This is a genomic window from Streptomyces sp. NPDC052079, from assembly GCF_040680275.1.
Classification (GTDB): Bacteria; Actinomycetota; Actinomycetes; order Streptomycetales; family Streptomycetaceae; genus Streptomyces.
On the sequence record NZ_JBFAWL010000004.1, the window covers coordinates 85795 to 108934 of the forward strand.

General features: G+C 70.7%; 18 protein-coding genes. 12 read left to right on the top strand and 6 right to left on the bottom strand.

All coding sequences use genetic code 11. From position 1 onward, the window contains the following. Positions 1-34 precede the first annotated feature (34 nt). Genes AB0L56_RS09660 through AB0L56_RS09670 form a run of 3 tightly spaced genes read right to left on the bottom strand, consistent with a single transcriptional unit; the run spans position 35 to position 4805 of the window. Complete coding sequence (locus tag AB0L56_RS09660) at positions 35-3460, bottom strand: CHAT domain-containing protein (protein ID WP_365420912.1); 3426 nt, start codon at positions 3458-3460, stop codon at positions 35-37. A 21-nt stretch (positions 3461-3481) separates the two neighbouring features. Further along, complete coding sequence (locus AB0L56_RS09665) at positions 3482-4426, bottom strand: hypothetical protein (protein ID WP_365420914.1); 945 nt, start codon at positions 4424-4426, stop codon at positions 3482-3484. Between the two features lie 13 nt (positions 4427-4439). Then, entirely contained in the window at positions 4440-4805 is a 366-nt protein-coding gene (locus AB0L56_RS09670) for a hypothetical protein (RefSeq protein WP_365420917.1), read from the bottom strand. 1156 nt (positions 4806-5961) lie between these two features. Here AB0L56_RS09670 and AB0L56_RS09675 point away from each other — a divergent pair. The 6 genes from AB0L56_RS09675 (at position 5962) to AB0L56_RS09700 (ending at position 12840) form a co-directional block, all read left to right on the top strand. Further along, positions 5962-7701, top strand: a complete 1740-nt coding sequence (locus AB0L56_RS09675; protein WP_361037821.1) for an AIPR family protein — start codon at positions 5962-5964, stop codon at positions 7699-7701. 933 nt (positions 7702-8634) lie between these two features. Beyond that, positions 8635-9936, top strand: a complete 1302-nt coding sequence (gene pcaC, locus AB0L56_RS09680) for a 4-carboxymuconolactone decarboxylase (protein WP_365420920.1) — start codon at positions 8635-8637, stop codon at positions 9934-9936. Between the two features lie 49 nt (positions 9937-9985). Further along, positions 9986-10621, top strand: a complete 636-nt coding sequence (locus tag AB0L56_RS09685) for an MBL fold metallo-hydrolase (protein ID WP_365420923.1) — start codon at positions 9986-9988, stop codon at positions 10619-10621. Between the two features lie 52 nt (positions 10622-10673). Beyond that, positions 10674-11453: an exodeoxyribonuclease III gene (locus tag AB0L56_RS09690; protein WP_365420926.1), complete on the top strand. Its 780-nt coding sequence runs from the start codon at positions 10674-10676 to the stop codon at positions 11451-11453. 65 nt (positions 11454-11518) lie between these two features. Further along, positions 11519-11926, top strand: coding sequence for a DUF6278 family protein (locus AB0L56_RS09695; RefSeq protein ID WP_365420929.1), 408 nt, complete (start codon positions 11519-11521; stop codon positions 11924-11926). A 170-nt stretch (positions 11927-12096) separates the two neighbouring features. Beyond that, the gene (locus AB0L56_RS09700; RefSeq protein WP_365420932.1) at positions 12097-12840 is read left to right on the top strand and encodes an amino acid ABC transporter ATP-binding protein; all 744 of its coding nucleotides are present in this window, start codon (positions 12097-12099) and stop codon (positions 12838-12840) included. Between the two features lie 270 nt (positions 12841-13110). On the opposite strand, the gene AB0L56_RS09705 is transcribed toward AB0L56_RS09700, so the two are convergent. Then, complete coding sequence (locus AB0L56_RS09705; RefSeq protein WP_365420935.1) at positions 13111-13872, bottom strand: hypothetical protein; 762 nt, start codon at positions 13870-13872, stop codon at positions 13111-13113. Between the two features lie 8 nt (positions 13873-13880). Between AB0L56_RS09705 and AB0L56_RS09710 the strand changes: the two genes are divergently transcribed. Both AB0L56_RS09710 and ggt read left to right on the top strand, forming a co-directional pair. Beyond that, a complete protein-coding gene (locus AB0L56_RS09710) occupies positions 13881-14141 on the top strand; it encodes a hypothetical protein (protein WP_365420937.1) in 261 nt (86 codons plus the stop codon). A gap of 33 nt (positions 14142-14174) precedes the next feature. After that, positions 14175-15974, top strand: a complete 1800-nt coding sequence (gene ggt, locus AB0L56_RS09715) for a gamma-glutamyltransferase (RefSeq protein ID WP_365420940.1) — start codon at positions 14175-14177, stop codon at positions 15972-15974. A 19-nt stretch (positions 15975-15993) separates the two neighbouring features. Here the strand turns inward: ggt and AB0L56_RS09720 are convergent, their stop codons facing one another. Together AB0L56_RS09720 and map are read right to left on the bottom strand one after the other, a co-directional pair. Beyond that, positions 15994-18525 carry an ATP-dependent Clp protease ATP-binding subunit gene (locus AB0L56_RS09720; protein ID WP_365420943.1) on the bottom strand — a complete coding sequence of 844 codons (2532 nt, stop codon included), beginning with the start codon at positions 18523-18525 and terminating at the stop codon, positions 15994-15996. Between the two features lie 138 nt (positions 18526-18663). Beyond that, positions 18664-19434 (bottom strand): type I methionyl aminopeptidase, encoded by a 771-nt coding sequence (gene map / locus AB0L56_RS09725; RefSeq protein WP_365420946.1) that lies wholly within the window; start codon positions 19432-19434, stop codon positions 18664-18666. Positions 19435-19467: 33 nt separating this feature from the next. Between map and AB0L56_RS09730 the strand changes: the two genes are divergently transcribed. From AB0L56_RS09730 to AB0L56_RS09745, 4 genes are all read left to right on the top strand, one after another. After that, on the top strand, positions 19468-19728 hold the full coding sequence (locus tag AB0L56_RS09730; protein WP_190163791.1) for a helix-turn-helix transcriptional regulator: 261 nt from the start codon (positions 19468-19470) through the stop codon (positions 19726-19728). Positions 19729-20047: 319 nt separating this feature from the next. After that, on the top strand, positions 20048-20779 hold the full coding sequence (locus AB0L56_RS09735) for a hypothetical protein (protein ID WP_365420951.1): 732 nt from the start codon (positions 20048-20050) through the stop codon (positions 20777-20779). A gap of 235 nt (positions 20780-21014) precedes the next feature. Further along, on the top strand, positions 21015-21857 hold the full coding sequence (locus tag AB0L56_RS09740; protein WP_365420954.1) for a nitrilase-related carbon-nitrogen hydrolase: 843 nt from the start codon (positions 21015-21017) through the stop codon (positions 21855-21857). Further along, on the top strand, positions 21854-23140 hold the full coding sequence (locus AB0L56_RS09745) for an aspartate aminotransferase family protein (protein ID WP_365420956.1): 1287 nt from the start codon (positions 21854-21856) through the stop codon (positions 23138-23140). Before AB0L56_RS09740 ends, AB0L56_RS09745 begins: the two co-directional genes overlap by 4 nt.

The following is a 23140-nucleotide window of genomic DNA, read 5'->3' on the forward strand; positions in this document are numbered from 1 at the left end:
AGGCGAGTGAGCCCTGCCGCCAGGCGCGCGCCGTTCACATGCCGGTGTAGGTGAACGCGGCCCAGTGGGCGGGGCCGGTGTGGGGGCGGGCCTTTTGCCAGAAGCGGCGGTGTAGTGGGGGCATGTCCGGCCTGGTCACCTCCGGAATATCCCGGAAGCGGTGCGCCTTTTCGCCGTTCGTGCTGTCGCGCACCCAGATCTGGGCCCGGCGCAGTGCCTGGGCGGGCTCCAGTCCCTCCTGCCGCCAGCTCTGGTAGAAGCAGGAGATGAGGAGGGTGGTGGTGGTATCGCGTACACGCCACAGGCTGCCGACCACCCCCGCTGCGCCGGCCTCGCTCAGGCCGGTCGGCAGTCCGACGGCCTCGTCAGGCAGGACGGTGCCCGACAGCGCGCTCTCGCAGGCGGACAGCACGGCGACCCTCACTGAGGTGAGGCGCTGTTCCAGCACGTCACGCAGGGTCAGTTCGCCCTGTGCCAGGAGCAGGGCACTGTCGAGCGGATGATCGAGGTGGGCGAGGCCGTGGCAGGCGAAGTGCAGGACGTGATGCTCCCTCATCGCGGCCAGGACGTCGGGCACGGAGCAGTCGGGGCCGGTCAGTCGCCGGTGGTGGTCGAAGGAGCCTAGGGCCGCGTTCACCTCGTGGCTGATCGTGGGCAGATCCGCGGTCGGCCGGGACCCGACGGCGTCGACCATCAGCAAGCTCGTCGGATCGGCCTCGGCGGCGAGTCGGCGGGCCACGTCGAGGGCTCGCGCGTTGGGCGCGTAGGTGAGGAGCATCTGGTCCAGGGCGTACCAGCGGCCGCTCGCCGTGGACGCGGGCCGCCAGGCGGCGTGCAGCGGCAGCAGGTTCAGTTCGCCGGCGGCCACGAGAACGGCGTGCTCGTGCCCGTCGAGCGCTGTCAGTACGGGTGCCATGGCCGCGTCCCAGAGCCATCGTGTGACGTCGTCCAGGCAGGTCTCCCACACGGCGGCCGACGCCGAGCGCGTGGCCTGCGCGGCGAGGAAGTCGCCGGCCCTGGACGCGACGGCGGCCTCCGTGAGCTCCGGCAGTGGGACCGTGCGGAGATCGTCGTCGACGATGACGGCCTGACCGCCGGCCGGTGCGGTCACCAGGTACACCACGGCCGGACCGCCCGCGGGCCGGGCCGGACGGTGGGAGTCCTGGGAGTCCGTATTCCGCAGAAAACCGAAGAAGCCGCCGGTCGCACGGATCGCGGTGATCGCCTGGTCCAGTTCCTTCCGCGCAGCGTCATGGGCGTCCCGTCTGCGAGGTGCTGCCGGCCCGGTGAACGGGTGGCGCGAGTCGCCGGGAGCGGCTCGTTCCAGGGCGGTGACGCGTTGCGCGGCCAACTGGTAGCGGTCGGCGAGGTCTTGGTGTCCCTGGGCGCGCAGACGGGACAGGTCGACGCGTTCGCGTTCCAGGACTTCGGAGAGGACCAGCGCCCGGCCGTGTTCGAAGCCGGCAGCGGCCTGGGGCACCCGCCCGGCACGGACCATGGCGAAGGCCGCTCGGGCCGGAAGCCGCCGTGCCTCGCGCAGCCAGGTCTCGCGCTGGGCGCGGGTGGTCTGCGCGCGCACCAGCTGGTGCATGGCCTTCAGCCCGATGGCGTACGCGCAGGCGGACTCGTCCCACGCCTGCCGTTCGGCGGTCCAGTCCCCCAGGGTACGGGCGGCGAGCAGCGCGACCTGGGGGCTGTGGACGAGTCCGATCCTAGCGGCGCGGCGCAGCGCCTCCATGGCCCGGCGCAGGTCCCGGATGTGGGAGCCGCGGTCGTGGCGCAACCGGAGGCCGACCGCCAGGTTGTACGAGAGGGCGGCCAGCTCGGGGCTGCGCGGCCGGACCGCGGCGATCGCCCGTTCGTAGTGCTGACATGCGCGGTCAAGATCCGCCGGGTCCCTGCGCGTCTCGTAGCGGTCGAGCAGACCGGCGGCCAGGTTGCTTGCGTGGAGCCACCACTGCGGGGAGTGGTCCGGGGTGAGGTCGAACGCCTCCTGGGAGCGGGCCACGATGGTGTCCAGCAGTTCCGGTCGGACGCGTTCCCCGTCGTATGTGGTCGCCAGGCAGCCGGCGAGCGTTGCCAGGCGGCGGGCTCGTTCGGTGGCGTCGGCGCCGGTCATTCCCACCGCCTGCTCGGCGTGCCCGATGGCACGGCGCAGTTCCGTGGGGTCGCCGGTGCGCAGGAAACGCTCCCGTCGGGCCGAGGCCAGAGTGTCCAGGTAGATGGCCCGCTCGGGTGCGGTGGCAGGGGTGGCCTCGACCGCCTGTTCGCCGGCGTCGATCGCCAGGTCGAGGTCGTCGAGGTCGCCGCTGCGGGTGTGCCGGGCCAACAGGCAGCCCGCGTAGGTGTTGAGACACCCCGGCCGTTCGGCGGGGGTGAGTTCCCGGTGGGCCAGTGCCTGCTCCACGGCGTCGACGGCGCGCTCCAGGTCGGCCGCGTCGGCGCCGCTCTCGTACCCCTGGAGGCGGGCGTTGGCGAGGTTGGCCAGGGCGCCGGGCCGTTGCGGGGCGTCCTCGTCGAAGGCGTCCACCACGCTCTCCAGGGCCGCCACCGCGCGGTCGAGGTCCTCGAACGCGCCGGCTGCCTCGTAACGGTTGAGCAGGCCGAGGCCAAGGTTGTTGACGAACTCGGCCCGCGCCGGATCGCCCTCGGGAACGAGGTCCACGGCCTGTTGCAGGGCATGAACCGCGGCGTCCGCGTCGGCAGCGGTCTGCTTGGCCTCGAACAGGGCGATCAGCACGTTTCCCAGCCCGGTGAACGCGCCGGCCCGGGTGAGGGCCTCGGCAGAGGGGGTCCGCGAGGCGGCGGTGAAGGCCTCGACCGCCTCCGCCAGGCCCTGGAGGTCGCCGTTCAGCTCGTAGCGGCGTGCCAGGGCCGCGCCCAGGTTGGTGCGGTAACCGGCGGCCTCCACGGGATCGGCGGCCTCACGGACGGCCTGGCGCCACAGCGCCACCACCTCGTCGAGCGTGGGTCCGTCCGGCTCGGTGTCCGTCATCGGACGGGTGAACAGCAGACGGGCCAGTCCGTCCAGGGCAGCCGTGCGCGCCTGCGGGGAGACGCGGTCGGTTTCATACGGCACCAGCTCCAGGACGCGCCGCCATGCCTCCTCGGCAAGGGCCTGTTCGGTCCCGCCACCGCCGTCCCCGTCCTCAACGGCGGCAGTGGCGGCGAGGGCGGTCTCCCAGGTGTCGGTGACTCCCACAGGGTGTCCCCGGATTTCCCCGAAGGTCTCGGCCACGCCGACGACACGGCAGCGGTACAGCAGCCGCGCGTGGAAGGAGAGGACATCAGCGGTCTCCCGGTCCTGGGCGTCGACCGCCCGCTCCTCCCATTCCCGCAGCAGGTCCATGCTCGCGTCGTCGGTCAACTCGCCGTGGAGCCGTACCAGTTGCTCCGCCTCGTCTAGAGTGCCGGCGCCGATGAGCGCGGCGAGCAGGTCGGCCGGGCCGTTCTCCGTCATCCTCGTGGGTCCTCCTGACCTCTAAGGTGTCGTCGGCGAATTCGGGGGCTCGGCACTGGTGAATGTGGGACTCGTCCCATCGAGTCCGCGTAGGAGGTACGTCGTGATCCTGCGCCCCGTGACGCGTTCCTCGGCGGGATTGGCCGGCAGCGGCCAGCGCAACTGGGCGTACAGCGCGCTCCGGTGCAGGTCGAAGGAGGCTTCCAGCAGGTCGGCGAAGACCTCGGCCCTGGCCGGAACCCAGACGAACGCCGCGGAGAGGGCGACGGCGAGCCCGGCGGGCAGGGCCCACGGTGTCCAGGGGGTGAAGCCGAGGAAGAGCAGTCCCCACACGCAGGCGCCGACCGAGGTGTCCAAGGACCGGCGAGCGCCGGTCAGTTCGGCCCGTACGGTGTCCGGGAGCAGCAGCCACAGACAGGGCCAGACCACCACGGCGTCCAGGCCGTACTTGTCGATGGGGCGGGTCTCCGCGGCCCGCAGAACGTTGCCGACCTGCGTGGGCAGCATGCGCGGCCGGGTGGGCAGGCGCCGCAGGCGTTGGTCGACGGACGTGTAGCGTTCGCGCTGTTCGGGAGTGGCGCTGCCATCGTGTATCGCCTCGGCGAGTGCCTGGAACTCCTCCTCGGCAGCGCGCGCCCTGCGCGACGCCCGCCGGACCAGCCGTCGGCGGACCGGCCGCAGCGGCGCGGGCCAATAGCCCTCCAGCAGTGTGAGGACGGGTCCGGTCAACCGGTCGACGACGACTCCGCTGGCGCCGACGGCGCAGAGCACCGCGAGCAGTATGACCGCCTGCCCACCGGCGGGTTGCCGTCCGAGCCAGTGTGCGGGTGCCTCCCACGCGTGGGGCCCGCCTCGGGCGAGTGTCCAGGCGAGCAGCCCACCCAGCCAGAACATCAGGGCGGGCAACGCGACCGCGGCCCAGCGCTCGGCGAGCTTGCCGCCCACCCCCGACCAGAACGCCCCCATGCTCAGTACGCCTTCAACTCGCGACCAACCTGACATCCGGGTGATCGGGACACTCGGGTATCTCTTGCCCGACCGACGTGCGCCACCACGCGTAGGCGCCGTCCTCGGGACAGAGGTACCGCTGGGCGTCCACGGGATCGCCGCCGTGCGGATTGGCCAGCGGGGAGTATCCCGTCTTGTCCGCCGAGCGCACGGCTATGGGCTGGAGGTCCGGAGGCAGATGCCGCTCGTCCTCCAGCACGGACGCCGCCCATGCCAGCGTCGCCGGCGATTCGCCGAGCAGTTCCAGGACGGCCTCGTCGACGTCCACGCCGTCCCGTGCCTGGTTGAGCAGCGTGACGATCCGCAGGTCCCATCGCGGCGCGTCCTCTCCTACCAAGCCCGGAAGATACGGCCGGATGGCCCGGGCCACGTCAAGGACCACCTCATCCATCCCTGCCCCCCGCTCTCCTCGTCATGCCGTCGTCGACAGGCTGCCAGAGGAGCGCCGGCATGTCGTACCGAATACGACAATTCCGCCGGATCGGTTGGGACGGGAAATCGGCGCCATGGGCTCCGCGTCAGTGACCGGACCGTGTTCGGCAAGCTGCGGCGTCCTGACCGCGCCACCGGAGGGATGCCCTGCACGGTGCTGCGACGGAGGGGCAAGCGTGCCAGGGACGGCAACGGCGGAGGGGCGGCCAGGCTACGGCCAACGTCTCCCTTCCTGCGGGGGAAGGAAGAGCTTGCCCGCCGTCTGGCGTTCGGGCTGTTCGCTGGTGAATCCCGGAAGTTTCAGGTGCGTCATGCCGATCCTTGGAGACGGGACTACACGCTTTGCTGCGCACCAGACCCTCTGGAAGCCGTGCCGAGGGTGGGAAGCTGTGGGGCGCAGGGATTGGGAGGGTGCGCGAGCCGGGAGGACGCACTGTTCCCACAGTCAGGCGTGCACATCGAAGAACTCGTACGTGGACCCACGAGGGTCTCGGCAATACCGGGCGTGCCGCGCCCCGCGGCGTCCACGTCAGTCCAGGGCGACCGTGTAAGGCCAGCTCATAGCGTTTTGATCTGGGGGCGTCGACGCACTTGGTGACCCGCGTGTGATCGCGGCGTTCGACGAGAAGCTCCGTAGGTGGTCCGGCAGGGCTCTTGAGTGGGTGGGTTTTCTGCGTCTGTCTTGGGCGTCCTTTCACTTCGGACTCTTCCTCTTCGAGTACGGAGGCGGGGACGCTGTGACAACAAGCCTCCAGGGTTGAGCCGCAGCGTGCGGTCTGGGAACTGTGCGCGATCGACTGCGGCGCACACTGTCCGCTACTGCAAAGTTCAGCCTCGGTGTCCCGGCTCTGGCTGTCCTTTCAAGGGCGCGCGGATGGCTGAGCGTGCACGCGACCATCCAGCCACATCGGACCTGGGAGGGTGAGAGTCGCCGGTGGCTCGCGGAGCAGCCTGGTCCATGGCTGGTTCGGGGAGGGGTGCTCGGAAATCCGTGCGCGACCTGTTCATAGCCGGTCGGACCTGTCAATATCTCACTGGCAGGTGACGTTGGGGGGCCTTGCGTGGTGTCGGTGCAAAGCAATGATCAGCGGTTGTTGGAACGCATCCTGGAGGACCAGCATCGCAAGCTGGCGCCGGACAAGAACCGGGACGACTTCTTCACGTTCTTCGCCGCGGACAAGGCTCTGCAGGACTGGGACCTGGACAACGACGAGATCACGGACGGCATCGTCGACGGCGCGCATGATTGCGGCATCGACGGCATTTGGACGTTCGTGGACGAGCGCTACATCACCGCTGATGCACATCAGTTTCTCCCGTCGCGTGCCGGCAAGATCGAGCTGGTCATCTTGCAGGCGAAGAACTCCTCGGGATACCAGGAGTCGGTGATCGAAAAACTACACTTTCATCTGCCTGCTCTGCTGGACATGGGCCGGGACGAGGAAGACCTGGTCGCCCACACCAACGCCAAGCTGCTCGAACGCACGCGTCGCTTTCTGCGTATCCTCGAAGAACTGGCATCGTCCTTCCCGCAAGTTCGCATCAAGGTCATCTATGCCAACAAGTCGGCAGAGACGCCGCACCCCAACGTCAAGGCCAAGGGCGACAGGCTCAGACGCCAACTGGCGAAGATCACTTCCGACACGCGGGCCGACCTTGAATATCTCAGCGCCGCTGACCTGCGCGAGCGGACTGCCCGCGGAGCCAAAGCTGTCGCACAGCTAGTGTTCACCGAAACGCCGATGAGTACATCGCTCGGCGAGGGATATGTTTGTCTGGCGCGGCTGGACGAGTATTACCGCTTCATCACGTCCGATAACGAGGCGTTGCGCTTGGAGCTGTTCGAGTCCAACGTGCGCGACTACGCCGGGTCTACGGCCGTGAACAATGCCATCGGCGAAACCCTGAAGTCCGGGACCGGCGAGGACTTCTGGTGGTTCAACAACGGTGTCACCGTCGTCGCGGACGCTGCCCAGATCGCCGGCAAGAGGATCGTGGTCAAAGAGCCTCAGATCGTCAACGGGCTCCAGACCAGCCACGAGATCTACAGCTACATTCAAAACGGTGGTCAGCACCGCGACCGGTCCCTCCTCGTCAAGATCGTCGTCGCGCCTGAATCCGGCACGGCTCGCGACCGCATCATCCGAGCGACCAACAGCCAGACCCAGCTGCCCGCCGGCGCATTGAGAGCCACCGAGTCCATTCAGAAGGACATCGAAGAGAGCCTCGGGCAGGCGGGCGGCTACTACTACGAGCGCCGAGCCAGCTACTACCGCAACCTTGGGTTCCCCCTCGATCGGGTCGTCAGCATGGCCAGACTTGCCCGGGAGTTCACCGCCTTCGTTCTGCGCGAACCACATACCGCGCTGCGGCACTCTGACGCGCTACTGCTCGACGACCAGCACTACGCGCAGATCTTCTCCCCTCGGCACGACCTGGACATCTACCCCTTGTGCCTCGATGTGCACACCAGGCTGCGCGCGTTCCTCGCCCGCTATGCCGAAGACCGGCCCTTGCTGGGCGATTCGCTGGAGAACTGGCTCTACCCGCTGGCAGCCATGTCCGCCTACACACTCACTCGGCTGCGGCAGCCTTCGCCGCGAGACCTGCTCAACATCGACCCTGGGCACCTCAACGATGACTTGATGTTCCGCATGACAGGCACTCTGGAGCAGAGCTTCAAAAGCGTTCTGCGCCGCAACAAGGCCGGCGGCGTAGACCGGATCGCCCGTACCCCCGACTTCACCACCAAGATCCGCCAAGCCGTCGTGTCCCAGAGCCGTTACCACATCGAAGGCTGAGCGCTGCACAGGAAATGCTGCCGGGCGTGCCCACGGCCGATGGTGCGATCGGCTGGCGTGGCCTGGCCCGGTGACTCTTTGCGGCGGTGATAAGCGCGGACGACGCATGATGCAAGGGCCGAAGCCGTCGCTGCCTGGACTCGAAGAAGGCAGGCTCAAAGGCCGACGATGCAACATCGCGGACGCAAGGGCCAGATCTCTCAGCCTGCCCCCAAACCGTACAGGCGCAAGATCAAAATGGCCGGCATCGTGTGGCTATCCAACTTTCCTGGCATACGATCAGGTGGTGTCAGAGGACAGTGTCCGGGGAACAAGGGGCTGCCCATCGAGGAGCCAAAGCGCCGGATCCGGCGCAGCAGCGTGTGGAGGGCCTTGGCTTGTGCAGAGTACGTCTCTACGATGCTCGTGCCTCCTGCCTCACTTTCCTTGCCAACACGGCGTGCCGGATCACTTCTTCGCCGGGTGGGCCGGGCACACGAACGTGAAGACCACGAAGAAGTGGTACGTGAAGCCAGACGTGGAAGACCTCCGCGAAGCCGCCACCACATGGGATGGCCTGCACGGTGAGGCGGAGGGTCGTGCGTGAGTTCGGCGGCGTTTCCCAAGGGCGGTTTTCAGGTGGAGATCGGAGCGGTCCGAAAGGTCTCCCGCTACGTCGTCCCGTCCTTCGGGACGGCACCACATGCTTTGCCGCAAACTCGGAACAGCTGGCAGCTGTACTGATGGAGGAGGCAGCGCGTCGACGCGAGGACCAGGAGAGAGAGTGCGGCCGGGAGGTGACGCTGCGTCAGGGACGCGTGTACACGCTGAAAGGCTCAGACTCGATCGACGAGGCCGTCGGCAGTGCCCGACGAGTCGATCCTCGAGTGCATCGAGCCGCCCGGCTTCCCCGGGCTGTGTGAGATTTCGTGAGACGTGAGAGGGTCTGGGGGCGTGAGTGAGACACCACCGAACACCCTGCAATACCGCTTTGACGGGCCAGAAGACGCTCCGGTCCTGATCTTGGGTCCCTCACTGGGTACCACATGGCACATGTGGGACCGGCAGGTGCCCGAGCTGATGAAGCAGTGGCGTGTGTTCCGGTTCGATCTGCCGGGACACGGAGGCGCCCCCGCGCACCCCGCGGGCTCCGTCGCCGAGCTCACCGCGCGGCTGCTCACCACCCTCGAGGGCCTCGGCGTGCAGCGCTTCGGATACGCGGGCTGTGCGCTCGGCGGCGCCGTCGGGATCGAACTGGCCCTGCGCCATCCCGAGCGCCTGGCGTCCCTCGCGCTGATCGCCGCCTCGCCCCGCTTCGGCACGGCGGACGAGTTCCGCCGGCGGGGGGTGATCGTGCGGACGAACGGGCTCGATCCCATGGCCCGCTCCGCGCCCGAACGCTGGTTCACCGGCGGTTTCGCCGCCGCGCAGCCCGCGATCACCGAGTGGGCCGTGCAGATGGTGCGCACCACCGACCCCGGCTGCTACATCGCCGCCTGCGAGGCACTCGCCTCGTTCGACGTGCGCGCGGAGCTCGGCAGCGTCGGCGTGCCGACCCTGGTGCTGGTCGGCTCCGAGGACCAGGTCACCGGCCCCGCCGAGGCCCGCACCCTCGTCGCAGGCGTCCCGGACGCCCGCCTCGCCGTCGTACCCGGTGCTTCCCACCTGGTGCCGGTGGAGCAGCCGGCCGCCGTCACCGATCTGCTGGTGCGGCACTTCTCCACCGCGTGGCAGCCCGCCTTCGAGTCCGCCACCGGCCAGGTCGCCCTGCCCGCGGCGCCGGTACAGCCGGGGCCGGCCGTCGTTGTCCCCGCCCGGAGCGCCCCGGTCGCCGAGATCGCCCCGGCGGCCGTGCCGCAGGAGCCGCAGGGCAGACCGGACCCCCTCGACGCCGGGATCAAGGTGCGCCGCGAGGTCCTCGGCGACGCGCACGTCGACCGGGTGCTGGCGGCGACCGACGACTTCTCCGGCGACTTCCAGGAACTCGTGACCCGCTACGCCTGGGGCGAGGTCTGGGACCGCCCCGGACTCGACCGGCGCACCCGCAGCTGTGTCACCCTCACCGCCCTCGTCGCCGGCGGTCATCTGGAGGAGCTCGCCCTCCATACCCGGGCCGCCCTGCGCAACGGGCTCACCCCCGCCGAGATCAAGGAGGTGCTGCTCCAGGCGGCCGTCTACTGCGGCGTCCCGGCGGCGAACAACGCCTTCCGGGTGGCGCAGCAGGTCGTCCGCGAGGAGACCACGCCCCAGGAGTGAGCGGCCCGGTCGTGCCGCGCGGCGGCGGCAGCGGAGGCAGGATGGACGTATGAAGCTCACGAAGAAGTCGCACGCCTGCGTCCGGCTGGAGAAGGACGGACGGGTGCTCGTCATCGACCCGGGAGGGTTCAGCGAGGAGGACGCCGCCCTCGGCGCGGAAGCCGTCCTGGTCACGCACGAGCACGCCGACCACTTCGACGAGGGGCGGCTGCGGGCCGCCCTGGAGGCGAATCCGGCAGCCGAGATCTGGACCCTGAAATCCGTCGCGGACCAGATCTCGGCGGCGTTCCCGGGACGCGTGCACACCGTCGGCCACGGCGACACCTTCACCACCGCCGGTTTCGACATCCGGGTGCACGGCGAACTCCACGCGGTGATCCACCCGGACATCCCGCGCATCACCAACGTCGGCTACCTCGTCGACGGCGGGAAGATCTTCCACCCCGGTGACGCGTTCACCGTCCCCGACACCCCGGTTGAGACGCTGATGCTGCCCGTCATGGCCCCCTGGAACAAGATCTCGGAGGTCATCGACTACGTCCGCGAGGTACGTCCGGCGCGTGCCTACGACATCCACGACGCCTTGCTCACCGACCTCGCCCGCCCGATCTACGACCGCCAGATCGGCGCCCTCGGCGGCGCCGAGCACCTGCGGCTCGCCCCGGGCGGCTCCGCCGAGCTGTAGGCGGACGGGCGGCCGGCGGGCGTTGTCAGACCCGCCGGGTAGGTTGTGGAGCATGCGCATCGCGACCTGGAACGTGAACTCGATCACCGCCCGCCTGCCGAGGCTCCTGGCCTGGCTGGAGAGCAGCGGCACGGACGTGCTCTGCCTCCAGGAGGCCAAGGTCTCCGAGGAGCAGTTCCCGGCGGAGCAGCTGCGCGAACTGGGCTACGAGTCGGCGGTGCACGTCAACGGCCGGTGGAACGGCGTGGCGGTGCTCTCCAAGGTGGGCCTGGAGGACGTCGTCAAGGGGCTGCCGGGCGACCCCGGTTTCGACGGCATCGTCGAACCTCGCGCCATCTCCGCGACCTGCGGCCCGGTCCGCGTCTGGTCGGTGTACGTGCCGAACGGACGCGAGGTGGAGCACCCCCACTACGTCTACAAGCTCCAGTGGTTCGAGGCCCTGAAGGCCGCCGTGGCCGGCGACGCGGCGGGCAGCCGCCCGTTCGCGGTCATGGGCGACTACAACGTGGCACCGACCGACGACGACGTCTACGACCGGTCCGCCTTCGAGGGCTCCACGCATGTCACCCCCGCCGAGCGCGCCGCCCTCGCCTCCCTGCGCCAGGCCGGCCTGACCGACGTGGTGCCGCGCCCCCTCAAGTACGAGCAGCCCTTCACGTACTGGGACTACCGCCAGCTCTGCTTCCCCAAGAACCGCGGGATGCGCATCGACCTGGTGTACGGCAACGCGCCGTTCGCGAAGGCGGTCACGGACTCCTACGTCGACCGCGAGGAGCGCAAGGGCAAGGGCGCCTCGGACCATGCACCGGTCGTGGTGGACCTGGACGTGTAGCCGGCCGCCGTACCGTCCCGCGCGCCCTGTGGTGCGCGGGGTGGTATGGATGACAGGCTGGACGTATGAACATCCCATTCCTGGGCAATCGGCGCCGGAAGATCGGGTTCCCCGACTCCGAGGGCATCGGCGAACTGCTCGCCGAATGTGAGCTGTTGCGCTCCCAGGCATACCGGGCGGGGGTCCGACTGGACGACTCCCCGGCCTCGTTGGCGGCGCTGGACCAGCTGGTCCCGCGCTGGCGGGACGACGAGGAGACGTCGGACTGGCTGGGCAACGACGCGGGGCTGTATCTCGGCACCGTCATCGTGCGCACCGTGCCGGGGGCCGCCTGGGAGATCCGTTCCGACGGGCAGCCGGTCGTACGGCTCACCTCCGGCCGGGAGTTCGACGTCGTGGACTCGGGGCACGAGTGGGCGGCCAACGGAGTGCCCGAGCTGTCGCAGCTGTACGGGGAGGTCGCGGAGGCCTGACGCCCGGCCCGCGGTCCGTCCCCGGCTGGCCGGCCGTCCGTCCCCGGCCCGCCCCACCGTCCGCCGTAAATACGGCTAATGAGCGGAAAGTGCGTGTCGCACGCTCCCGGCGATCTTGCCTGGATACGTTGCGGCGGCCACCGCACGACGGAGAACGAGCAGGGGTGGGTATGGCCGTCGATCCGCTGATCGAACTGCACAGCGTCAACAAGTACTTCGGGGACCTGCATGTCCTGCGGGACATCGACCTCACCGTGGGCCGAGGGGAGGTGGTGGTCGTCATCGGCCCCTCGGGGTCGGGGAAGTCGACCCTGTGCCGGGTCATCAACCGGCTCGAGACCGTCCAGTCCGGCACGATCCTGGTCGACGGGCAGCCGCTGCCGCACGAGGGCAAGGCGCTGGCGCGGGTGCGTGCCGACGTGGGCATGGTCTTCCAGTCGTTCAACCTCTTCGCCCACAAGACGGTGCTGCAGAACGTCTCGCTGGGCCAGGTCAAGGTCCGCGGACGCAAGAAGGAGGACGCCGACCGGCGCTCGCGGGCGCTCCTGGACCGTGTCGGCGTCGCCGACCAGGCCGACAAGTACCCCGCGCAGCTCTCGGGAGGCCAGCAGCAGCGCGTGGCGATCGCGCGGGCGCTGGCCATGGACCCCAAGGCGATGCTCTTCGACGAGCCGACCTCCGCGCTGGACCCGGAGATGATCAGCGAGGTCCTGGAGGTCATGCGCCAACTGGCCGACGACGGCATGACCATGATCGTGGTCACGCACGAGATGGGCTTCGCCCGGTCGGCCGCCAACCGGGTGGTCTTCATGGCCGACGGCCGGATCCTCGAGGACCGCGCACCCGACGTGTTCTTCAGCAGCCCGAGCAGCGACCGGGCCAGGGAATTCCTCTCGAAGATCCTCAAGCACTGAGCGGGTGACATTCACGGACCCGTCCGTCCGGACCTCGACTACGATGTTCCCTCCATCCCGGTGGGGGAGGGGACTTCGCGCCAGGAGAGCGGACACCGCCGCCGGGAGGGATCCGCCGGGGACCCGCCCGCGGCGGAGTCGGTCCCAGAGGCCAGTCCCGTCCGGCGGCAGCCGGAGATCACTGCTCGCACGGCGAACCGACCCGTACGACGGGTCGTCCGCCGGTGAGGAGAAGGTCAGCTGCGCGCCGGACGGGTGGTGCCGGGCCGGTCAGTCCGCCCGGTTCGCCTTGTGCGACGCCGGAGCCGGGGCCGGCAGCGGGGTCTGGGCCGCCTTGGTCACATCCGCCACGAGTTCGACCACATCGGGGCCGTAGGCCTGCGAGTTGATCACCTTCAGCAGCAGGACGAAGGAGTGGGACCCGTGCTTGCGGGCCAGCCGCTCGTGGTTGCGGGCGAGATAGCGGGTGGCGGCCTGGTTGGTGATCGCGCGCTGGCCGCAAAAAAGGAACACCGGCCGCGTCTCGCGCCGTTCACCCGCGGTCAGCCGGGCCAGCAGGACGTACTCGGTGACGCCCGGGTCCATGCGGTAGCGCTCGGAGCCGATCTGGAAGGCCCCCCGGTCCGGTCCCGGCTCCGGATCGACGTTGACCCGCACCCCCGGCAGCATGGCCGCCATGTGAGCGACCATTCTGCGGTTCGACCCCGGACCGCCGACGCAGAACTCGGTCCGCTCCCCGAAGCCCTGCTGCGCCGCGTCCTGGGTGACCACCTGCGCGTGCGCCCCGCAGTCCTTGATCAGCGCGGAAAGTTCCAATAGCGCGAACACGTCGAAGCGGTGCACGGCCGGTTCCGCCGTCGCCGAATCGCGGTTGACGACGAGCAGCGACTCGGAGTTCGCCGGCAGGCCGAAGAAGTTCTGCTTGCGCCGGAGCTTCCGCTTCCACAGATAGGTACGGGCGATCCAGCCCAGCGCGGCACTGATGCCCGCGGCCACCACACCCAGAACGATATTGCGTACGTCGTCAGTCATGGGCGCGCATGCTAGCGGGCCGACGCAAACCCGTGTTCGACGACCGTCACCTTCGGGGGACAGGGGCCTGGATCCTCGCCCTGCTGGCGGCGGCGGGCTGCACCTCGGGCAACGGCACCGGCGGCAGCGCGGCGGTCCCGGCGCGTCCCACCGCGACCGAGCGGCAGGCCACCGATGGGCCGCCCATCGTGGTCACGGTCCACGCCAAGGGGCCGAGACCGCCGGTGCGGCACGCCCGGCGAGCTGACGAGGGCATGGCGACGAACTAAGCTGCGCCGGACGGCCCTTTACCGGAGGTGCGGATGCGTCGCCCTGTCGCACGGAGTCTCGCAGTCCTGGCGGTCGGTGCCGCCGTCGTGTCGGTGGTGGCGGCCGCGCCGCCCGACGGGCACACCCCGCACGCCCCCAAGGTCCCGGTGGCCGTCGGCCACGGCGGTGCGGTCGCCAGCGTCGACGCCGACGCCTCCGCCGCCGGGATCGAGGTCCTGAGGAAGGGCGGCAACGCCGTCGACGCGGCCGTCGCCACGGCCGCCGCCCTCGGCGTCACCGAGCCCTACTCGGCGGGCATCGGCGGAGGCGGCTACTTCGTCCACTACGACGCCCGCTCCCGCACGGTCCACACCCTCGACGGCCGCGAGACCGCCCCGCTCACCGCCGACGCCGGACTGTTCCTGGAGAACGGGCAGCCGGTCCCGTTCGCCGAGGCCGTCAGCAGCGGACTCGGGGTCGGCACCCCCGGCACGCCCGCCACCTGGCAGCGGGCGCTCGACGCCTGGGGCAGACGCGGCCTGGACACGGTCCTCAAGCCCGCCGAACGCCTCGCCCGCGAGGGCTTCACCGTCGACGGCACCTTCCGCTCGCAGACCGCCGCCAACGAGACCCGCTTCCGTCACTTCCCCGACACGGCCGAGTTGTTCCTCCCCGGCGGGGAACTCCCGGTCGTCGGCTCCACCTTCAAGAACCGCGATCTGGCCCGCACCTACCAGGAGTTGCGCCGCAAGGGCGTCGACGCCCTGTACCGCGGCGACATCGGCCGGGACATCGTGAGCACGGTCAACAAGCCGCCCGTGGACCCGGAGTCCGGCTGGAACGCCCGCCCCGGCGACCTGTCCGCCCGCGATCTCGCCGCCTACCGCGCCAAGTTCCAGCCGCCCACCAAGAGCTCGTACCGCGGCCTGGACGTCTACTCCATCGCGCCCTCCTCCTCCGGCGGCACCACGGTCGGTGAGGCCCTCAACATCCTGGAGCGCACCGACCTCTCCGACGCGAGCGACGTCCAGTACCTGCACCGTCTCATCGAGGCGAGCCGCATCGCGTTCGCGGACCGGGGGCGCTGGGTCGGCGACCCCGCCTTCGAGGACGTACCGACGAAGGAACTGCTCTCCCAGCGGTTCGCCGACTCCCGCGCGTGCCTCATCAGGGACGACGCCGTCCTCACCAGCCCCCTCGCCCCCGGCGACCCCCGCGACCCGCGGCCCTGCGCGACGGGCGGCGAGGCCGCGCCGGCCACGTACGAGGGCGAGAACACCACGCATCTGACCACCGCGGACCGGTGGGGCAACGTCGTCGCCTACACCCTCACCATCGAGCAGACCGGCGGCAGCGGCATCACCGTCCCCGGGCGCGGGTTCCTGCTCAACAACGAGCTGACGGACTTCTCCTTCGCGCCGGCGAACCCGGCCGTCCACGACCCGAACCTGCCCGGCCCCGGCAAGCGGCCCCGGTCGTCGATCTCGCCGACGATCGTGCTGGACGGCCATGACCGGCCGGTGGTGGCGCTCGGCTCGCCCGGCGGCTCGACCATCATCACCACCGTGCTGGGGACCCTCACCGGCTTCCTGGACCGCGGGCTGCCCCTGGTCGACGCGATCGCCGCGCCGCGCGCCAGCCAGCGCAACACGGCGCAGACGGACCTCGAACCCGGCCTGTACGACAGTGAGGTGCGCCCGCGTCTGGAGGCCATCGGGCACTCCTTCCGGGAGAACCCGGAGATCGGGGCCGCCACCGCCGTCCAGCGGCTGCCCGGCGGCACGTGGCTGGCGGCGGCCGAGAAGGTCCGCAGGGGCGGCGGCTCCGCGATGGTGGTCCGTCCCGCTCGTTAGGGGCGCCCGTCCGCCCGTCTCACAGCTCGGGCGCCGGCTTCTCCTCCGTACGGAACGTCAGGTGCCCGTCCTGCACGTCCACCGTCACCCGGTCGCCCTCCCGGACCCGGCCGTCGAGGAGCAGCCGGGAGAGCTCGTTGTCCACCTCGCGCTGGATGGTGCGGCGCAGCGGCCGGGCGCCGTACTCGGGCTGGTAGCCGTGCTCGGCCAGCCAGTCCACCGCCGCTTCGGTGAAGTCGACCGAGATGCCCTGGCCCTTGAGCTTGCGCCGCGTGCCCTCCAGCAGCAGGTTGGTGATCTGCCGCAGTTCCTCGTCGACCAGATGGCGGAACACCACGATCTCGTCGATCCGGTTGAGGAACTCGGGCCGGAAGTGCTCCCGCAGCGGACGCAGGATCTGCTCGCGCCGTGCCTGCTCGTCCGCCTCCGCGCCGCCGGTCGCGAATCCCAGGGTCGCGCCGCGCCGGGTGATCACCTCGGATCCGAGATTGCTGGTCATCACGATGACCGTGTTGCTGAAGTTCACCGTGCGGCCCTGCGAGTCGGTCAGCCGGCCGTCGTCCAGGACCTGGAGCAGGATGTTGAAGACGTCCGGATGGGCCTTCTCCACCTCGTCGAGCAGCAGCAGCGAATACGGGTTCCGGCGCACCACCTCGGTCAGCTGCCCGGCCTCCTCGTGTCCGACATAGCCGGGCGGGGCACCCACAAGACGGCTGACCGTGTGCCGCTCCTGGTACTCGCTCATGTCGAGCCGGACCATCCGGTCCTCGCTGCCGAACAGGGCCTCGGCCAGCGCCCGCGCCAGTTCCGTCTTGCCGACGCCCGTCGGTCCGAGGAAGAGGAAGCTGCCGATCGGCCGGTTGGGACTGGCCAGCCCCGCGCGGGAGCGCAGCACGGCGTCCGAGACGACGCGCACCGCCTCCTCCTGGCCGACGACCCGCTGGTGCAGATGCTGCTCCAGGCCCAGCAGCCGGTCCTTCTCCTCTTCGGTGAGGCGGCTGACCGGGATGCCCGTCTGCCGGGCCACGACCTCGGCGATCGCCTCGGCGTCCACCGACAGGCCCTGGCCCTCGTCGACCTCGTCGCCGCCGCCGGTCTGCGCGATCTGCTGCTTCAGCTCGACGATCCGGTCCCGCAGCTGGGTGGCCCGCTCGTACTGCTCGTCGGCGACCGCCTGGTCCTTGTCGCGGGTCAGCTGCTCGGTCTCGCGCTCCATCGCCCGTAGGTCCGTGCCCTTGGTCCTCGACCGCAGCCGCACCCGGGCGCCCGCCTGGTCGATGAGGTCGATGGCCTTGTCCGGCAGCCGGCGGTCGGTCAGATACCGGTCGGACAGCTCCACGGCGGCCACCAGCGCCTCGTCGGTGTAGCGGACCTGGTGGTGGGCCTCGTACCGGTCCCGCAGACCGCGCAGGATCTCGATGGCGTCCGCGGGGGTGGGCTCCGGCACCATGATCGGCTGGAAGCGGCGGGCCAGCGCGGCGTCCTTCTCGATCCGGCGGTACTCCTCCAGGGTGGTCGCCCCGACGATGTGCAGCTCGCCGCGGGCCAGGGCCGGCTTGAGGATGTTGCCCGCGTCCATCGAGCCGCTCTCGCCCCCACCGCCGGCGCCGACGACCGTGTGCAGCTCGTCGATGAAGATGATCAGCTGGTCCGAGTGGGAGCGGATCTCGTCCACGATCTTGTTCATCCGCTCCTCGAAGTCGCCCCGGTAGCGGGTCCCGGCGACGACCGCCGTCAGTTCCAGGGCGACCACGCGCCGTCCGAGGAGGATGTCGGGCACGTCCCCCTCGGCGATCCGCTGGGCCAGCCCCTCCACGACGGCGGTCTTGCCGACACCCGCCTCGCCGATCAGCACCGGGTTGTTCTTGCCGCGCCGGGAGAGCACCTCCACCGTCTGCTCGATCTCCTGCTCCCGCCCGATCACCGGGTCGATACGGCCTTCCCGGGCCAGCGAGGTGAGGTCACGGCTGTACTTGTCCAGAGTCGGGGTGCTCGTCGCGGGGCGCGGCGGGCGTTCCGCGAGGGGCTGCTTGGCCTCGGATCCCTCCGGCGGGCCGGAGGGGGCGTACCGGGCGGCGTTGAGGATGTGCCCGGCGGCCGAGTCGGGGTTGGCGGCGAGTGCGCCGAGCACGTGTTCGGGGCCGATGTAGCCGGCGCCGCTCGCCCGGGCCATCTCATGGGCGTCCAGCAGGGCGCGTTTCACGGCGGGGGTGAGGGACATCGAGGTCGGCGGCGGGGCTTCGCCCGGGCCGTGCTGCGCCGGGCCCGCCCGGTTGTCGATCTGGGACGCCAGCGAGTCGGGATCCGCGCCCGCCCGGCTGAGCAGGCTCCGGGTCGGCTCTGCGGCGAGGGCGGCGCGCAGGAGGTGCTGGGTGTCCAGGTCGCGGCTGCCGTGCTCGGCGGCGTACTGGGCGGCGCCCCGCACCATGTCCCGGGCGGGCTCGCTGAGGAGCCTGCCGATGTCTATCTGGCGGGGGCGCTGTCCGCTGAAGAAGCGGGCGAGGAATTCTGCGAACGGGTCACCCTCCGGGCCGACGGAACCATTCGTCATCGTCATCCGTTCCTTCGCTGGGTCGACGTGCCGGGGCCGGGTAACCCGGCCGGGGCTCGCTCATGCCCACGATGACACGATCCTTTTGGGCAGGCATGTCCAGTTCGGGGGGGCGGACGGATCCGCGGGTGATTCCGGCTACGCGCGGGCCGTCAGGATGCGGGGGCCCGCCTCCGTGATCGCCACCGTGTGTTCCGCGTGCGCCGCGCGGGAGCCGTCGTCGGTGCGCAGGGTCCAGCCGTCCGGCGCGGCGCGGTACGTGTCCGTGCCGCCGCCGATCAGCATGGGTTCGATCGCGAGGCACATGCCGTGCCGCAGGGGCATGCCCCTGCCCGGGCGTCCCTCGTTCGGCACCGGTGGGTCCTCGTGCATACGGCGTCCGATGCCGTGGCCGCCGTAGTCCTCCATGATCCCGTAGCCCGCGCCGCGGCACACCGTGCCGATGGCGTGGGCGATGTCGCCGATGCGGTTGCCGACGACGGCGGCCTCGATGCCTGCCGCGAGCGCCTGCTCCGTGGTCTCGATCAGGCGCAGGTCGGCGGGGCGCGGGGTGCCCACGGTGAAGCTGATGGCCGAGTCCCCGGCCCAGCCGTCCAGCTGGGCGCCGCAGTCGATGGAGACCAGATCTCCGTCGCGCAGCCGGTACCCGTCCGGGATGCCGTGCACGATCGCGTCGTTCACGGACGCGCAGATCACCGCGGGGAACGGGGTCGGGGCGAAGGACGGCCGGTAGCCCAGGAAGGGCGAGGCCGCACCCGCCGCGCGCAGCACGTCCCGCGCCACCTCGTCGAGCTCGAGCAGGGAGACGCCCACGTCGGCGGCCTTTCGTGCGGCCGTCAGCGCGCTCGCGACGACCTGGCCCGCCTCATACATGGCATCGATCGATGTGTCGGTCTTGAGTTCCACCATGCCAATTACTATACCGGTATTAGAATGGTCCCCATGGTGCGCACCCCCTTGACCCCCGAAGAGCGCGAACGCGGCGAGCGGCTCGGCCGGCTGCTGCGCGAGACGCGCGGCGACCGCAGCATGGCGGAGGTCGCGGCGCGCGCCGGGATCTCCCCGGAGACCCTGCGGAAGATCGAGACCGGGAGGGCGCCGACCCCGGCGTTCTTCACCGTGGCCGCGCTGGCCGGCGCGCTCGGGCTCTCGATGGACGCGCTGGCGGAGCGCTGCGCGCCCGACACACCGATCGCCGCCTGAACCCCGCATCCCGCCGGAAAACTCTCCGTAGCGCCGCTGTAACACGACGGGTGTTGCCTACGGAGCCGAGTACTCCGGACCCGGCGGGAGTTGACTATGACGGCGGAGCGACTCCCGGACGCGGTCCGGGAGTTCACGGACTACCTGCGGGATCTGCCGGCACGCCTCGACCGGTACGGCGGCTGGTGCCAGGTGTTCTGGCAGCGGGACCCCGACGGCATGCGGGCGTGCCTCGAAGGGCGTGAGCCGCCTCCCTGGGACGTGCTGGAGTCCCTGCTCCAGGACCTCGCCGCGTCGTACGGTCCCGGAGCCGCCGAGGGTGGAAGCGCCCCGGCCCGAGCCGTGCCCCGGCGCGGTGGACCGGCAGGAGGTCGGCCGGGTCGTGGCGGCCCTCGCCCGCCTGCGCGAGGCGCGCGGCGGGGAGGCGCACGCGCTGCTGACCGAGACCGCGTACGCGCCCGCCGTGCGCTTCCCGCTGTCCGCCGACGAGATGCGGCGGGCCGGGCTCGGCGCCGACTGGGCGACGCTGCTGTGGGAGGCCGCCGCCTCGCTGCCGACCGAACGGCTGGTCGCCGTCGCCGGTGCCCTCTCCGCGGCCGGCCGCGCGCAGGATGCCGAGCAGATCCTGCGGCATGGCGTCGTCCGGCCCGCCGACGAGATGCGGCGGGCGGGGGTCGGCGCCGAGTGGGCGGCGCTGCTGTGGGAGGCCGGCGCCTCGCTGCCCATCGAGCGGCTGGTCGCCGTCGCCGGTGCCCTCTCCGCGGCCGGCCGCGCGCAGGACGCCGAGCAGATCCTGCGGCAGGGCGTCGTCCGGCCCGCCGACGAGATCGGGCGGGCGGTGCTCACCCTGACCGCCGAGACGCGGCACCGCGAGGCGCGGGCGCTGCTCGACGTCTGCGTCCGGACGCGCACCCCGGAGGACGCCGCCCGCACGGCCGCCCCTGACCCAGACTGTCTCGTCCCGCTGCTGCTGACCGCCGCACAGGGCGTTTCCGATGAGCGGCACCAGGATCTGCTGCACGCGCTCCGCGTGGCGGGATTGGCCGTCTGACCGGGCTGTCGCTGGTGGGTGGCCGCTGCGGCGCCCCCCGAGCGTGACCCGCGCCCCGAACCGGGCGCCGCGGCACGCGGCCGGGATGGCTCACCCACAGGGGTGTCAAACGCGATCGACTCCATGGGCTTGACGACGATGGTCTTGGCAAGGCCGTCCGAGCGGCTTACGTTCGTCCCTCTACGACCGCTTCTACGGGCGTAGAGGCGCTGACGTCGCGTCGAAGGAGCAGCTCATGACCAACGTCGTACGTGCCGCTCTGGTCCAGGCGACCTGGACCGGCGACACCGAGTCCATGCTGGCGAAACACGAGGAGCACGCCCGCGAGGCGGCGCGGCGGGGCGTGAAGGTCATCGGGTTCCAGGAGGTGTTCAACGCGCCCTACTTCTGTCAGGTCCAGGACCCCGAGCACTACCGCTGGGCCGAACCCGTCCCGGACGGCCCGACCACACTCCGGATGCAGGCGCTGGCCCGGGAGACCGGCATGGTGGTCGTCGTGCCGGTGTTCGAGATCGAGCAGTCGGGCCACTACTACAACACCGCGGCGGTGATCGACGCCGACGGCACCGTCCTCGGCAAGTACCGCAAGCACCACATCCCGCAGGTGAAGGGCTTCTGGGAGAAGTTCTACTTCCGGCCGGGCAACCTCGGCTGGCCCGTCTTCGACACCGCCGTGGGCAAGGTCGGCGTCTACATCTGCTACGACCGCCACTTCCCCGAGGGCTGGCGGCAGCTCGGCCTCAACGGCGCCCAGCTGGTCTACAACCCGTCCGCCACCCACCGGGGCCTGTCCTCCTACCTCTGGCGGCTGGAACAGCCGGCCGCGGCCGTCGCCAACGAGTACTTCGTGGCCGCGATCAACCGCGTGGGCGTGGAGGAATACGGGGACAACGACTTCTACGGAACCTCGTACTTCGTCGACCCGCGCGGACAGTTCGTCGGCGACGTCGCCAGCGACAGCAAGGAGGAACTCGTGGTACGCGACCTGGACTTCGACCTGATCGAAGAGGTGCGGCAGCAGTGGGCCTTCTACCGCGACCGCCGCCCCGACGCCTACGAGGGGCTGGTGCGGCCGTGACGGACAACCTGCTGGGCCGCCACCGCTCGGTGCTCCCCGACTGGCTCGCCCTCTACTACGACAAGCCCCTCGAGATCACCCACGGCGAGGGACGCCACGTCTGGGACTCCGAGGGCAACCGCTACCTCGACTTCTTCGGCGGCATCCTCACCACCATGACCGCCCACGCGTTGCCCGAGATCACCAAGGCGGTGAGCGAACAGGCCGGGCGGATCGTCCACTCCTCCACCCTCTACCTCAACCGGCCGATGGTGGAACTCGCCGAGCGCATCGCCAAACTGAGCGGAATCCCGGACGCCCGGGTCTTCTTCACCACCTCCGGCACCGAGGCCAACGACACCGCCCTGCTGCTCGCCACCACCTACCGGCGCAGCAACACGGTCCTGGCCATGCGCAACAGCTACCACGGCCGCTCCTTCAGCTCGGTCGGCATCACCGGCAACCGCGGCTGGTCCCCGACCTCGCTCTCCCCGCTCCAGACGCTGTACGTGCACGGCGGCGTGCGCACCCGGGGCCCGTTCGCCGCACTCGACGACGACGACTTCGTCGCGGCCTGCGTCGACGACCTCAAGGACCTCCTCGGCCAGACCCGCCCGCCCGCCGCGCTGATCGCCGAACCCATCCAGGGCGTCGGCGGCTTCACCTCCCCGCCCGACGGGCTGTACGCGGCCTTCCGCGAGGTGCTCCACGAGCGGGGCATCCTGTGGATCGCCGACGAGGTGCAGACCGGCTGGGGCCGCACCGGCGAGCACTTCTGGGGCTGGCAGGCACACAGCCGCAGCGGGCCGCCCGACATGCTCACCTTCGCCAAGGGCATCGGCAACGGCATGTCCATCGGCGGGGTCGTCGCCCGCTCCGAGATCATGAACTGCCTGGACGCCAACAGCATTTCGACGTTCGGCGGCACCCAGATCACCATGGCGGCGGGCCTGGCCAACCTCAACTACCTCCTGGAGCACGACCTCCAGGGCAACGCCCGCCGGGTCGGCGGTCTGCTCATCGAGCGGCTGCGGGCCCCCGCCGCCCAGGTGCCCGCCGTACGGGAGGTGCGCGGACGCGGGCTGATGATCGGGATCGAGCTGAGCCGGCCCGGCACCGACGAGGCCGACCCCGAGGCGGCGTCCGCCGTCCTGGAGGCGGCCCGCGAGGGCGGGCTGCTCATCGGCAAGGGCGGCGGACACAACACCAGCGCGCTGCGCATCGCCCCGCCGCTGTCCCTCAACGTCGCGGAGGCCGAGGAGGGCGCGGACATCCTCGAACGCGCCCTGCGGAGCATCCAGTAG

Coding starts and splice junctions, on each gene's coding strand:
- AB0L56_RS09660 (WP_365420912.1), bottom strand. CDS start 3,460: ATGACGGAGAACGGCCCGGCCGACCTGCTCGCCGCGCTCATCGGCGCC.
- AB0L56_RS09665 (WP_365420914.1), bottom strand. CDS start 4,426: ATGGGGGCGTTCTGGTCGGGGGTGGGCGGCAAGCTCGCCGAGCGCTGG.
- AB0L56_RS09685 (WP_365420923.1), top strand. CDS start 9,986: ATGAAGCTCACGAAGAAGTCGCACGCCTGCGTCCGGCTGGAGAAGGAC.
- AB0L56_RS09690 (WP_365420926.1), top strand. CDS start 10,674: ATGCGCATCGCGACCTGGAACGTGAACTCGATCACCGCCCGCCTGCCG.
- AB0L56_RS09695 (WP_365420929.1), top strand. CDS start 11,519: ATGAACATCCCATTCCTGGGCAATCGGCGCCGGAAGATCGGGTTCCCC.
- AB0L56_RS09700 (WP_365420932.1), top strand. CDS start 12,097: ATGGCCGTCGATCCGCTGATCGAACTGCACAGCGTCAACAAGTACTTC.
- AB0L56_RS09705 (WP_365420935.1), bottom strand. CDS start 13,872: ATGACTGACGACGTACGCAATATCGTTCTGGGTGTGGTGGCCGCGGGC.
- AB0L56_RS09710 (WP_365420937.1), top strand. CDS start 13,881: ATGCTAGCGGGCCGACGCAAACCCGTGTTCGACGACCGTCACCTTCGG.
- ggt (WP_365420940.1), top strand. CDS start 14,175: ATGCGTCGCCCTGTCGCACGGAGTCTCGCAGTCCTGGCGGTCGGTGCC.
- AB0L56_RS09720 (WP_365420943.1), bottom strand. CDS start 18,525: ATGACGAATGGTTCCGTCGGCCCGGAGGGTGACCCGTTCGCAGAATTC.
- map (WP_365420946.1), bottom strand. CDS start 19,434: ATGGTGGAACTCAAGACCGACACATCGATCGATGCCATGTATGAGGCG.
- AB0L56_RS09730 (WP_190163791.1), top strand. CDS start 19,468: ATGGTGCGCACCCCCTTGACCCCCGAAGAGCGCGAACGCGGCGAGCGG.
- AB0L56_RS09740 (WP_365420954.1), top strand. CDS start 21,015: ATGACCAACGTCGTACGTGCCGCTCTGGTCCAGGCGACCTGGACCGGC.